This is a genomic window from Alishewanella longhuensis (genome assembly GCF_014653435.1).
GTDB lineage: Bacteria > Pseudomonadota > Gammaproteobacteria > Enterobacterales > Alteromonadaceae > Alishewanella > Alishewanella longhuensis.
In genome coordinates this window covers 209,924-222,375 of record NZ_BNAO01000004.1, presented here as the reverse complement: position 1 = coordinate 222,375, position 12,452 = coordinate 209,924, and the positions used below count along the sequence as shown (strand labels likewise).

Here is a 12,452-nt window from a genome sequence, read left to right as displayed (position 1 = left end):
AATTTAGCCCTTTTGCTGCCGATACCACTCACCTAAAATCAAACTGGCCGCCACACTAACATTTAATGACTCTACCTTGCCGGTACCCGGGATTTGCAGCGCTATATCGGCCGCCTTAGCCACGTTTTTCGAGACACCAAACATCTCTTCGCCAAATACGATCACCACTTTCTCGGGTAACGCCGTTTGATAAAGCGATTGGCCACCATGGCTAGAGGTGGTTACCAGCGTATAACCTGCCTCTTTACATAAACGCAGCGCCAGTGGCATATCATCGCATTTAAGGGCTTCAACAAACTCGCCACCGCCTTCCGCCGTGCGTAACGATGCGCCAGAGTGCAGCAATTGCGGCTCCCGCATAATCACTCCGGTTATGCCAAAATGGGCACAGGTGCGGACAATAGCGCCTAAATTATGTGGGTTACCCACGCCATCTAAGGCCAATAAACAATCGCGTTTTTTGCCTTTTTGATTGAGATAATTGGCCAGCGTTGGAATAGGCTTACGCTTTACCAGCAACACTATACCACCATGGTGTTGGCTAGCCGCCACTTTCTCAAGCTCAGCCTCATCCACTATATGATAGGCTTTTTTGGCCGCAGCCAAGTGCTTCATCACGTCAGCAAATTTCGGGGCTAACTTTTCAGATACATAAAGCCGCACCACGGCATCTGGTCTTTGTGTAAAGAGCACGCGGCAAGCATTTTCACCATAGACTTTGCTTTCATCCTCAAGCACCGATTTTAGTGGCTTCGTTGCCTGTGTCTTGGCGCTAGCAACACTGTGCTGAGGATGATTTGCTTTTACTTTTGCTGTCTTAGCCCAAGGCTTGTGTAATGAGTTAGCCGCTTTAGCGCCTTTTGGCTTGTGTTGTGACATAAACTTTCCTGAAGTTGCCCTAAGGCGTTCAATTCTGTATAGCGCGGATTTTACCAGCTACAGGGCAACAATACTTGTCTTTTAAATATATCTGCGCCCTCCTCTGCCCAAAATCTAAACGCTATGCTAGAGTGCGCGCGCTTCGGTTCCGAAGCAATTCAACCCTAATCTCAACACCATTCAGGTATTCAAAAACTATGTTCACTTATGTCGTAAACAAGTGCGCTGCCGTGCGCCTAAGCTTGTTGTTTGTCGCGGCGTTATTACTAAGCGCCTGCGTTGCGCCAGCCCTGCTATTATCGCCACAAGGCCAGCTGATGTGGGCACTATTAAAGCCATTGGTTGGCCTTGATCCCAAGGAAGTGAATTTATTTGAGCAGCCCATAATTAAGAAACGGCTTGAGCCACTATTGGGTGAGCACTATCAAACAGCGGTAACTTTGCTCAACACCGCCAATGAAATTAAACAGCAGGGCCCACTATTTTATGTGGCTTCAACCTATACACCCTTACCGCAATTAGCGGAAAAAGCGGGTTTTGTCTGGAATGCCGAAACCAATCAGATGGCGGTATTAATGAGTAAGGGCGGCGTCACCCAGATTTTTGCTGAAGTCGTGGAACAAAAAGCCAAAGCGGTGCTCCCGGTCTGGCCAGATGAGTTAGTGGGCTACGCAAAAATGGCTAGCGATCCGGAAAAACTGCTGCAACAACAACTGGAGCAGCAGAAACAACAACTACTCGAGCAACCTCAACAACAGCTGCAGCAAGCAATCGCAACGCAGAAGCAGCAGCTAATAGAACAACCCCAGCAGCGGCTTAAAGAAGCTATCGACGCTCAAAAACAGCAGCTCATCGAACAGCCCAAGCAGCAACTTAAAGAGACTATCGACGCTCAAAAACAGCAGCTTAAAGAGGCGGTCGACGACCAAAAGCAACAGTTAAACGACCAGCCCAAGCAGCAATCAAAGCCAGTACTGGGCAACTCGCTTCACACTGACTTACACAGGTAAAGATATCATGCTGCGGCAGAACAGCTGGGATGCCGCAGCATTAAGCAAATCTAGCCTTTTAGATAAAGCCATCACTCTTGTATTTTTCAGCTAAGCCAGTATCCTTGGCGCCTGAAAAATCGCAAAAAAAGGCCTTCCCCATGCTCAGTTATCGCCACAGTTATCACGCCGGCAATCATGCCGATGTGATAAAACATCTAACTGAAGTGGCTATCTTAGATTACTTGCTAAAAAAAGATAAGCCACTGTGTTATCACGATACCCATGCGGGTGCCGGGCTTTATAGTTTGCAAAGCGAGCATGCGCAAAAAACCGCAGAATTTAAAGATGGCATTGCTAAACTTTGGCATTATCAGCCACAAAGTGTCGTACTGAGAAAATATCTGGCAGTTATTAAACAACTTAATCCGGACAATGAGCTGAATTTTTACCCAGGCTCACCCAAAATTGCCGCACTAATGCTGCGCGAGCAGGATCACATGCAAGCCACCGAGCTGCACCCTACTGACTTTCCGATCTTAAAAAGTCAGTTTGTAAAACGCCGCTATTCCCGTATCGAAAATACTGATGCCTATGCCGGTTTTAAGGCTATGCTGCCGCCCTTGGTCAAACGCGGCCTGGTGCTTATTGATCCACCTTATGAGCTTAGAACAGAATATCAGGACTTGGTTACAGGCTTGCTTGACGCCTATAAGCGCTGGCCACAAGCCACTTATGCTATCTGGTATCCGGTGATTGAACGCAATGCCATCGAGGCCTTTATTGCAGCTATTGTGAATACTGGCATAAGAAATCAGCTGCGGATTGAGTTTAATCTGCACGCAGACAGCCAAGGCCACGGTATGACCGGCAGCGGTATGCTGGTTATTAACCCGCCCTATACCTTAGCGGAAGATCTGAAACTCGCCCTAACTGAAGTACAGCAACAACTTGGTTTGGCAAGCAGCCATTATCAGATCACCCAGTTAGTTGGAGAGTAACGATGCGGTTTTTAGTAGTTTTTGCCAGCGTAATTTTTAGTATGCTGCTTAGTTTTCACAGCTACAGCTTTGGTCGCTCCGGCCATGGTTTAGTATGCGATATGGCGCTGCAGTTGGTCTCGGTAACCACCCAGCAGCAGTTGGCAAGCCTGGTCGCCGCCTCACCCCATACAGAATTTGCCAGCGCCTGCGCTTGGCCAGATGAAGTTCGGGGGCAAGATGAGTTTCGCTGGAGTGCACCGCATCATTACGTCAATATGCCGCGTGGTGAAAAGCAAGTGACTATTGAAGACTGTCCGGAACGAGGCTGTATTTTATCGGCCATTGCGGATATGCAGCAGCGCTTAGCAGCAGATAAGCATGATTGGCAAGCCTTGCTGTTTTTGGCACATCATATTGGCGATCTGCATCAGCCATTACACGTTAGCTACGCCGATGACTTGGGGGGCAATCGCACTGCCGTCTATTTTTATAGCCATGAAATGCCCACTAACCTGCATGGTGTTTGGGACACAAATATGCTGAGCAAGTTGGGTTACGATGACGATTATGTTAAGCAAGAAGCGTTATTTTTACAGCTTACTGCGGACAACATCGCAAACTGGCAGCAAGGAACCGTATTGGATTGGGCAAATGAGTCCGCCGCCCTAACTTATGACATTTACCAGCAGTACCGCCCTGGCATGCTGATCGACGACACCTATGTTTTGCAGTATCAGCCTATTCTGGAGCAACGCCTGCAACAAGCAGCAGTGCGCCTGGCCTTTCTACTCGAGCAGCTACTCACGATAGAAAACGCAGAATAACTAGCGGATCCAACCTTTACTAATTTGCCGGAACAATTCGGTTCCGGCTCGCTCCAGCCACTCAAAGGCTAACATTTCTTGGCTAATGATTACCGCCCCCGCCTGCTGCATCCGGCTAAGTGCTAGTTGTTTATTTTCTGGTGTGCGCGAACCAACAGCTTCAATTACCACAAAAACCTGATAACCCGCTGCCAATAAGTCCAGCACGCTTTGTAGTACACAAACATGGCTTTCGGTACCCAGTACCACAATTTGAGACCGGGCTTTAGCGGCAATTGCTTCAGCGATCGTACTTTCCCGCAGGGCGCTAAAATGAATTTTTTCAAATACCGCCTGCTCGGGTAACAGTTCCAGCAGCGCGGGTAAGGTATGCCCTAAGCCTTTTGGATATTGCTCTGTTGCTAATACCGGCACTTCACACAAACTAGCAATTTGTAATACCCAGGCCGCGGCCTGACTTACTGCAGCACTGTCGAAGATGGCCGGCGCTAAACGGCTTTGGATATCAATAAGTAGTACCTGGCTTTGTTTGGCGTTAAGCAACATGACAATCTCCTAAGTGTATACCCAAATACCCTTCGTCTTGCAAAAGGTAAATCACTGACCACGCCACAAGGCATGGCAAAGGCTTTCATCTTTTTCCCGACTAAGCAAAATACGCGCTAATACCATATCAGCGTTGCCCTCTTCACCCGTTAAGCCAATTTGTACCTCAAAATGCAGCTCGGGATCTAAGTCTTGGGTGGCCAGCTCTTCCCAGCCCTCACCAGGTGGCAATACATCAGCGTAGCCACGGGTTTCATAATGTAGTTGATAACGTTGATAATCTGCTGCTGACAAATTATCTACCGCTAACTCTTCAAATATATCAAAGGCATGATCGCATAGCTCATCCAACGACCAAAGTTCAACGTCTTGCATAGTACCCCCAAAAACAATTCACACTAAGTATACCAAGGCTTTGCAGCGAAAGCTTGCCTGCTGCTACAATAGCGTTTTTTCTGTTTCGGTGTTTGCATGTATCTTTGCCCGCTTTGCCAGCTACCGCTGGTGTTAAACCAACGTCAATATCAATGTAGCAATAAACACAGTTTTGATTTGGCGAAAGAAGGCTATGTGAATTTACTGCCGGTGCAGCAGAAAAAGTCACTGGACCCTGGCGATAACACTGAGATGATGCAGGCGCGCCGCGCCTTTTTACAAGCCGGCTGGTATCAGCGCGTAGCTGAACAAGCGGTAGCGATGCTAAGCGCCGTCAAGCCACAACAACTATTAGATTTAGGCTGTGGCGAAGGCTATTACAGTGGCATTTTGCAGCAAAGGCTGTCACCACAACAGCTACATGGTATTGATATTTCTAAAACCGCGATTCGTTTTGCGGCTAAGCATTATCCCAAGGCCCATTTTGCGGTAGCCAGTGCTTATCAGCTGCCTTTTGTTGCCGGGCAATTTGATGCCATAGTGCGTATTTATGCGCCATCACTGCTTAGTGAGTTACAACGGGTGTTAAAAGTTGGTGGCTACTTACTTACTGTAACACCGGCGCCTGACCACCTACTGCAAATTAAACAGGCGCTTTACAGCGAGGTAAAGTTACATAGCAGTGAAATTGTAGAACTAGCGGGTTTTCAGCATCTTGCGCGCCAGCAGTTAAGTTTCACCCTAGATAGGCTTACGGCAGAGGATTTAAGCCATCTGATTACCATGGTGCCGCTAGGTTGGAAGTTTAACCAAGAAACGCAGGCCAGCTTTATCAACAGCAAGCCCACTATACAGTGTGATTTTTACTTTGACTTATACACTCTTAGTCTTTGACAACACAGCCTTTTACTCAGCATTAGAAAACTAAAGCGTGTTTCATCTTTTTTGTTAATATCGGCAAAAATGGGCTTGTCAGCCCACTTCAGTAACCGGAAATGTCAGACGAAAGCATACTCCCGCTTCATCATGCTCGAGCAGTTCAATACTCCCACCCAATGTCTGGGTCATCAGGTTGTAACACAGATGCAAACCTAAACCTTTACAATGACTGCCGCGTTTACTGGTGACAAAGGGCTCAAACACCTTTTGACTGAGTTCAGGTTGAACGCCAGCGCCATTGTCTTGATATAAGATGGTACAAATCTGTTTGCTATATCTTACTTCGATCTGAATCTGACCGGGATAATAGTCCCCTACAAAACCATGAAGTAAGGAGTTTTGTAGCAGTTGGAACAGCACAGTTTCCAATGCGCTGGTCACCAATTGCACCTCTAGCTGCGGAGGGCATAGGATTTTGACATTAAATGACTGCAGAGAGGGACCAAATAATACTAGCCGTTGGTGTAGCCAGGTATTTAAATTAACAGCCTCTATTGTAGTATTACGGTTATCAATCGCAATCTCTTTAAACGCTTGTACTAAATCAGCTGACCGGCGTAAATTTGAATTGAGTAGTTGCAGTTGCGTTACACTTTGCGTTAAATACTGCTGCATCTGACTTCCTGTCAGGTTCTTCTGCTGATATTTTTGTTCAACCGCTAAGGTATTTTCTTGCAGCAAACTGCCTGCGGTAACGCAAATGCCCAGCGGGGTATTAATTTCATGGGCGATACCTGCTACTACCTGCCCTAGTGCAGCCATTTTCTCCTTTTCAATTAAACTGCGTTGGGTTTGTTTTAGTTCATCTGTACGCTGCGCTACCTCTGTTGCCAGTAATAATGCCTGACGTTTGAAAAAGCCGGTGCGCAGTTTTACCAAGCCATAAAACAGTAGCATCAACGAGCCTATCATCAAAAACAAAAACCAGCCGGTTTGCCAAAAGGCTGGCAATATAGTGACATTAAGCTGCAGGTTATGCGGGCTCCATTGCAGATTACGATTTGTTGTCTCTATCACAAGTTGGTAGCGACCTGGCCACAAGTTGGTATAGCTTGCGAGTCGCTGACTAGCATCAGTATACTGCCAATCCCTGTCAAACCCTTCTAGTTTATAACGATAGAGCAAACGAGTTGGCGCAGATAAGTCCAGGCCAGTAAATTCGATGCTAAAACCACGAGCGTCCGCGGGAATGCTAATCCCCTCTGCGTTAAAAATGTGCGATTTACCATCAATAAGGACGCTAGTTACCCTAACTTGAGGCTGATATTGCCATAGCTTGAATTGTTCCGGCTCAATTAGCATAACACCATCACTACCACCAAATAGTAATAATCCGTCACGTGTCTTGCTAAAAGAGCGATACCAATTCGTACCATAATAGACACCGTCAGCAACGGTAAGTGGATACAGCTGTCCGTTGCTGGGTTCATAAAGATAACGTTGACTCCAGATCCGACCGCTAGCATCTTGCAACAAGTTAGCACCAAAATCAGTAACACTAGGCAGGCTATGGCTTAGCTGCATATCGGCACGGCGAATAGTCAACTCTGCAGCGTGAGGGTCTGCTATCAAGTACAAACCATTAGTGCTATCTAACCATAATCGTTGCTGAGCATCATATAATAAACCGGTCAATGAATTGGGCATAGTGGCACTATCTGCACTGAGCTTGGGCTGCTCAGCAATTAATGTTAAGGGGTCTAACCGAAACAACCCGTTATCGCCACTGGCCAGCCAGATCTGTTGCTGCCTATCTTCAGCAAAGCCATTAATATAATCTGTAAATATCTGCCCTTGCGCATTGCGCACCCGGTTAAACTTGCCAGTATCATCTTGCCATAGCCCTACGCCACTATTGGTACCCAGCCATAAACGTTGCAGGCTGTCGCTAAAGAGTTTGCGCACATTACCCTGCCAAAAACCTTGCTCATTACCTATTAATGTAAAGTCATTTTCTCCGGCACCTTGCCGATATAGCTGAGCTGGATTTACCCCCAACCATAAACTGCCATCACTATGTTCAACCATACTGGTGATCCAGCCATACTGTAACTGGCCTGGCACGCCAGGCGCCGGTGCTATTCGTCTCACGATACCATGTTCGCGATCGAGAACCTCTATGCCATCCCCCCGATTTCCCAGCCAGACTTCACCATTGCTGCGTTCCAAAATACTACTGATATTAGCGCTGGCCAATGCAAACGAGCTGGTTTTAGGTGTGCTGCGCAGTATACGGATTGCCGGTTGACCAGTAAAACGCTGCACTCCGCCGCCGTACCCGCCCACCCAAACCTGACCAGCCCGATCTTTAAGTAAGGTGCGTACGTCATTGTGCGCTAATGCAAAACGATCATTTACATCTGCATTAAAATGACCAAGCCATTGTTGACTACTGAGCTCCAGCCGGGCTATACCATCGAAGCGACCAAGCCACAGCTCATTTTCCGCTATTTGCAGTATGCTATAAATTGAAGGCTCATTCGGCTGCCCCTGCACCGCACTGGCAATAAATTGTAGTTGCCGGGTCTGCAAATCAAGCCGATATAAGCCCTGGCTGGCAGTACCAATCCAGACCGAGCCATCGGTGCTCTGCTGTAAACTGAGAATTTGCCGAGAGGCCTCTCTATCTGACCAGGGTAATGCAATAAATTGCACTTGTTGTTGCGCTTGTTGATAATAAAACAAGCCTTCACTGGCACCGATGAGGATGCCATCTGTTGTCGCTAATAAAGCCCTTACCAGACTGATTGGCTGCCCTTGTTGATCTTCAGAAATAAAGCGCACGCTCTGATTATCGTTAGCCAACAATGCCAAGCCCTGACGCCCCCCCAACCATAACCTGCCATATTTATCTTCAAGCAACGTGCGGGCATGTTGCATCAAAGCTTGCTGTTGTTCCGGATCGGATAATTGTAATTGACTGAATTGCCCAGTATCAGGATGATATATAGAGATAGCGCCAGGTGAGGTTAGGATCCAGATAGTCTCATCCGCTCGCTGCAACAGGTCGAAGATAAAGTTACCTGATATACTCTGGGGATCCTTGGCATTATGTAAATGCTGACGAAAGCGATAACCATCATAGCGGATAAGGCCAGACGGGGTAGCGATCCAAAGGAAACCTTGCTGATCCTGCATGAGCTTGGTTACCACATTATCGGGTATGTCTTCCTCATTGCCAATTTGTTGAAACAAGCCGTAATTAGTCGGTAACTGCCGGGTAGCTGCCAACACATCCGTAAAGAGCAACAGCAAGCAACAAATAACCAGCAGTGGCTGACACACTCTGATTGGCAACATATTACCTCTATGGTGTCGTCATTCTGAAGAAATAAGAATTGATCTTGATTTAACTTAGATAAAGAGCAACATTAAAGCAATGTTTTATAGAAAGTTATTCTTCTTAAGCACATTTAAGTAAGTTAAGGCTCTTGTGCAAAACACAGAGCTCCAAGAGGCAATAATCTAAACATTCACTGATAGAAAAACAGCTATCCAGTAAACCCGGTTTAGCATGCTAAACCGGGTTTAACAATTTATGTTATCCGGCGCTGCGGGTAGTTTGCAACCCGCAACTAAAGCGGCTTTATCTTGTTGCTGCATCGCGGTAAACATAGTGGACCAAAAGTGCGTACTCAGCTCAGCCACCACATTAGATTCAGCATTAAGCAAAATAACTAAGCCCAGTTCGCGTTCTTTCGAGTAGGCCAATTCCGCCCGAAAACCCTGGACCCAACCACCATGATAGACCAGCTGCTCCTTACCAAACTGGTAAACCCGCCAACCTAAGGCGTAATGTGCATCGGTAATGTGCTCACGCCATAAACGACGGCGCAAATCGCGCACGGTGCGGACACGTTTACTGGTAATTTGTTTTAACTGCTCTTCGTTTAACACGTCCGGGTTGTACCCCAGCTGAGCAATCAGCCAGTAACCCAAGTCAATTGCACTAGCATTAACGCCTGCGGCCGGAGCAAAGCGATAATAGCTTTCGCTTACCGTCCTGGAATGCCACTGACCGCGCGCTTTTACATGGGGAATAGCACGGTTTTCGGTATTGAGAAAGCCCTCTAGCCCCACTGAAGCAGTTGGCATTTTTAGCGGCGTGAAAATATTTTGCTGCAATAAGCTGGCATAATCTTGCGAGGTTGTCTGCTGCATAATCGGTTCAATCAAACTGAAAAGGACATTCTGATAGCCGTAGCATTGCCCTGGATTACACATAGGATCTAATTTTTGAAATTGCGGTAAAATACGATCAGGCTGTAAATTGGCCTCAATTAAATTATCGTAAGCATTGGCAATAACCCCGGTACTTTGCGCCAATAAATGTTCAATTTTTAATTTATTGTTGTAAGAGCGGGTTTTAAAAGAAAAATCTGGTAGGTAGCGAGTTACCGGCTCGTCCCAACGAAAATGCCCTTGCGAAGCTAAAATACTGGCCAGGCCACCGGCAAAGGTTTTAGACACCGAAGCAATACGAAATACCGTATAAGCATCTACCGGCGCAGCAGAGCCAACCTCTCTAACACCAAAACCACTAGCGCTGATTATCTTATCTTTATAAACAATGGCATAAGAGCCACCCGGAATATTTTGCTCTGCCAGTACCGTTTCAAAATGTTGCTTAAACTCGGCAATTTGGGCAGGTGTTACTTCTCTGGCCTGCACAGAGAACAGGCTAAAAACACCTACTAATAAAATAGCTTTAAACAACACTACTAACCTCTTCGGCAAATTTATGCCTTTAATTCAACTACCCCTGCATTATTACAACGAAGTAGTAAGATTTCAACTGAGCGGACACTGTTGTTCCTGTGCTGCCGGCTTTATTGCCAGGATCTGTCCTTGCGGACCTCGATAAACTTCTATACTTTGCTCAAGCTGCCACTGCGCTAATTGGGTGTCATAGATTTTTAATTGTTGTAACAAGGCTTCATCAATGCTGACCACCTGGTGATTGCACATAGTAATTTGCCAATGCTGCTGCCCCCTGTGTAATACACCCAACTCTGCATGAAACTGGTTGATACGGTGCTGGGCTAACAGCATTTGCTGATAACGCTGTTGATTTTCATCCACACTAAACTGTGCCACCACTGCCGGCAGCGAACGTACCGTAAGGCTATGGCTTTCGATTTTGGTGGCATTATCAGTATAGGTTACCACTATTTGATATGACGAGATGCTCACCGGTTGCAACATTAGATACCCTAGCACTGTTAAAAAAATACTACCTAAAACCAATTGTGCGTTACGAAACCAATTTTGATAAGAGAAGCGCTTTGAGCTATCGGCTTGTTGTAAGATCTGCTGCCTGATCTTTTTAGGCATCGGGTAGTTAGCTTTACTTTGTTGATAAGCGCGTTGTAACTGTTGTTCAAAACGCGTCTGCTCATGTTTGTGTTCACTCATTATCAGCTCCGCAAAATTGTTGCAGGAATTGCCGGGCATAACGCAGCCGGCTTTTAACGGTTTCGATTGGTTGGCTCGTAATTGCTGCAATCTCCGACAACGAGAAACCCTCCAGTTGCAAAATTAAGGCCTCTCGCTGTGCAAAGGGTAACAACTTAAGCTGCTGTTCAAAAAGTAATTGCTGCCTATGTTGGCTTATCTGCAACATCACGTCGTCATGCCATTTCTCGTTCGCAACACTCACCTCTTCTTCTAAGTCGAGTAACTGCCAACGCTGTTGTCGGCGAAACTCATCCAGTAAGCAGTTACGGGCAATAGTAAAAAGCCAGGTTTTAAAGCTACTATTACCCTGAAAACTCTGATGCTTTTCTAGCACTTTTAGCCAACTTTGCTGACAGATTTCTTCTGCCATTTTTTCATCCGATTGCTTGAGCAAGAAATAATATAAATCGTCACCACATTGTGCTACCAGTTGCTCAAGATAACGCCGTTGCCCAGTACGGCTAAAGTATGCCAGCAAGCTCTCTGCGCTAGAGGCATTGCCAACACGTGCCGGCAGAAAAAAGGATAATGCCATAATCGCTCCCTTGGCTAATTTACGTGATCCAAAACCGGCTGCTCGGTGCTTGTGGCATCAGGCCAAAAGCACCGAAAGCTGTGCTCAGAGATCAACATAATATCAATCAACACGCCCTAATCCTGCTGTAACTGAAAATCCAGTTGCACCTGCAAATTGGTTTGTTTAATCGGTTTCCCCTCTACTAATTGTGGTTGATATTTCCAGCGTCGTAAGGCTCTGATGGCTTCCCGGTCAAATATATTTTTGGGTTCAGCAGCCAATATACTAATATCTGTCACACTACCGCTTTCATCAATATTAAAGTTGAGCAAAACCCAGCCGCTGATCCCTTGACGCGCTGCCTCTGTTGGAAAACGCGGCTCTACCCGCACCAATGGTGTTGCCATATTACTGCGCATACTGCCTGGTAATGCCGGCCCATCCAGAGTGACACCTATATTGGGTATGAAATGGCTTACTATCATTTGATTAGAAGTATCTGTCGGCTCGACGTGATTTAATTTCATATTTGGTGGCGTTAATTCTGGTTTGGGCGGCAACGCCTTTCGGATCTCCGCTGCAGTCTCTTGCGGCGGCTCAAATAATTCGACTACCGGCAACTCCCGCTCAACCCAATTTAACCTATCAGTGGCAGGGGTGATCAGTAGTTTCATCAGGGCAAAAAGCGCGAAGGTAATGACAATTGCTAAGACGCCACTACACAACAATCTTAACAAGGTGGGTATCGGCCTGGGCTGGTTAACATAATGAATTGCAGTCATTTCAAACTCCTGAATTATTTAGGTATCTGCCCAAGTGAGACGTTTGAACCAGAAAAAAGGGGTTAAGCTAGGAAAAAATGTTTCCTTTACATAACCTTTACCTGGTTGTGGCTGTGCCATATCACGCGAAGACCGTATAGTTAGCTTAATGATGTATTTTG

General features: G+C 46.4%; 12 protein-coding genes. 4 read left to right on the top strand and 8 right to left on the bottom strand.

Annotated features, from left to right (window positions below; genetic code table 11):
• Positions 1–3: 3 nt before the first annotated feature.
• Positions 4–879, bottom strand: coding sequence for a tRNA/rRNA methyltransferase (locus IE163_RS10110; RefSeq protein ID WP_189432838.1), 876 nt, complete (start codon positions 877–879; stop codon positions 4–6).
• A gap of 197 nt (positions 880–1,076) precedes the next feature.
• Here IE163_RS10110 and IE163_RS10105 point away from each other — a divergent pair, with 197 nt between their 5' ends.
• From IE163_RS10105 to IE163_RS10095, 3 genes are all read left to right on the top strand, one after another.
• Positions 1,077–1,889, top strand: coding sequence for a hypothetical protein (locus tag IE163_RS10105; protein WP_189432836.1), 813 nt, complete (start codon positions 1,077–1,079; stop codon positions 1,887–1,889).
• Positions 1,890–2,029: 140 nt separating this feature from the next.
• Complete coding sequence (locus IE163_RS10100) at positions 2,030–2,869, top strand: 23S rRNA (adenine(2030)-N(6))-methyltransferase RlmJ (protein ID WP_189432833.1); 840 nt, start codon at positions 2,030–2,032, stop codon at positions 2,867–2,869.
• Between the two features lie 2 nt (positions 2,870–2,871).
• A complete protein-coding gene (locus tag IE163_RS10095) occupies positions 2,872–3,675 on the top strand; it encodes a S1/P1 nuclease (RefSeq protein WP_189432831.1) in 804 nt (267 codons plus the stop codon).
• Here the strand turns inward: IE163_RS10095 and IE163_RS10090 are convergent, their stop codons facing one another.
• Positions 3,676–4,221 carry an isochorismatase family protein gene (locus tag IE163_RS10090; protein WP_189432829.1) on the bottom strand — a complete coding sequence of 182 codons (546 nt, stop codon included), beginning with the start codon at positions 4,219–4,221 and terminating at the stop codon, positions 3,676–3,678. It abuts the gene before it with no gap.
• Positions 4,222–4,272: 51 nt separating this feature from the next.
• A complete protein-coding gene (locus IE163_RS10085) occupies positions 4,273–4,596 on the bottom strand; it encodes a DUF440 family protein (RefSeq protein ID WP_189432827.1) in 324 nt (107 codons plus the stop codon).
• A 96-nt stretch (positions 4,597–4,692) separates the two neighbouring features.
• Here IE163_RS10085 and rlmA point away from each other — a divergent pair, with 96 nt between their 5' ends.
• Positions 4,693–5,490 carry a 23S rRNA (guanine(745)-N(1))-methyltransferase gene (gene rlmA, locus IE163_RS10080; RefSeq protein WP_189432825.1) on the top strand — a complete coding sequence of 266 codons (798 nt, stop codon included), beginning with the start codon at positions 4,693–4,695 and terminating at the stop codon, positions 5,488–5,490.
• A gap of 78 nt (positions 5,491–5,568) precedes the next feature.
• Here the strand turns inward: rlmA and IE163_RS10075 are convergent, their stop codons facing one another.
• The 5 genes from IE163_RS10075 to IE163_RS10055 form a co-directional block, all read right to left on the bottom strand.
• The gene (locus tag IE163_RS10075; protein ID WP_189432823.1) at positions 5,569–8,835 is read right to left on the bottom strand and encodes a two-component regulator propeller domain-containing protein; all 3,267 of its coding nucleotides are present in this window, start codon (positions 8,833–8,835) and stop codon (positions 5,569–5,571) included.
• Between the two features lie 228 nt (positions 8,836–9,063).
• Positions 9,064–10,254: a serine hydrolase domain-containing protein gene (locus tag IE163_RS10070; protein ID WP_189432821.1), complete on the bottom strand. Its 1,191-nt coding sequence runs from the start codon at positions 10,252–10,254 to the stop codon at positions 9,064–9,066.
• 72 nt (positions 10,255–10,326) lie between these two features.
• Complete coding sequence (locus tag IE163_RS10065; protein WP_189432819.1) at positions 10,327–10,950, bottom strand: hypothetical protein; 624 nt, start codon at positions 10,948–10,950, stop codon at positions 10,327–10,329.
• Positions 10,943–11,527 carry a sigma-70 family RNA polymerase sigma factor gene (locus IE163_RS10060; RefSeq protein WP_189432817.1) on the bottom strand — a complete coding sequence of 195 codons (585 nt, stop codon included), beginning with the start codon at positions 11,525–11,527 and terminating at the stop codon, positions 10,943–10,945. The genes IE163_RS10065 and IE163_RS10060 overlap by 8 nt, the downstream gene beginning before the upstream one ends.
• A 116-nt stretch (positions 11,528–11,643) precedes the next feature.
• Positions 11,644–12,291, bottom strand: a complete 648-nt coding sequence (locus IE163_RS10055) for an energy transducer TonB (RefSeq protein WP_189432816.1) — start codon at positions 12,289–12,291, stop codon at positions 11,644–11,646.
• Positions 12,292–12,452 lie beyond the last annotated feature (161 nt).

Bases quoted from the DNA above. Each gene is read 5' to 3' on its own strand.
- IE163_RS10060 (WP_189432817.1), bottom strand. From the start codon at position 11,527: ATGGCATTATCCTTTTTTCTGCCGGCACGTGTTGGCAATGCCTCTAGC.
- IE163_RS10085 (WP_189432827.1), bottom strand. From the start codon at position 4,596: ATGCAAGACGTTGAACTTTGGTCGTTGGATGAGCTATGCGATCATGCC.
- IE163_RS10065 (WP_189432819.1), bottom strand. From the start codon at position 10,950: ATGAGTGAACACAAACATGAGCAGACGCGTTTTGAACAACAGTTACAA.
- IE163_RS10055 (WP_189432816.1), bottom strand. From the start codon at position 12,291: ATGACTGCAATTCATTATGTTAACCAGCCCAGGCCGATACCCACCTTG.
- IE163_RS10100 (WP_189432833.1), top strand. From the start codon at position 2,030: ATGCTCAGTTATCGCCACAGTTATCACGCCGGCAATCATGCCGATGTG.
- rlmA (WP_189432825.1), top strand. From the start codon at position 4,693: ATGTATCTTTGCCCGCTTTGCCAGCTACCGCTGGTGTTAAACCAACGT.
- IE163_RS10105 (WP_189432836.1), top strand. From the start codon at position 1,077: ATGTTCACTTATGTCGTAAACAAGTGCGCTGCCGTGCGCCTAAGCTTG.
- IE163_RS10075 (WP_189432823.1), bottom strand. From the start codon at position 8,835: ATGTTGCCAATCAGAGTGTGTCAGCCACTGCTGGTTATTTGTTGCTTG.
- IE163_RS10090 (WP_189432829.1), bottom strand. From the start codon at position 4,221: ATGTTGCTTAACGCCAAACAAAGCCAGGTACTACTTATTGATATCCAA.
- IE163_RS10095 (WP_189432831.1), top strand. From the start codon at position 2,872: ATGCGGTTTTTAGTAGTTTTTGCCAGCGTAATTTTTAGTATGCTGCTT.
- IE163_RS10110 (WP_189432838.1), bottom strand. From the start codon at position 879: ATGTCACAACACAAGCCAAAAGGCGCTAAAGCGGCTAACTCATTACAC.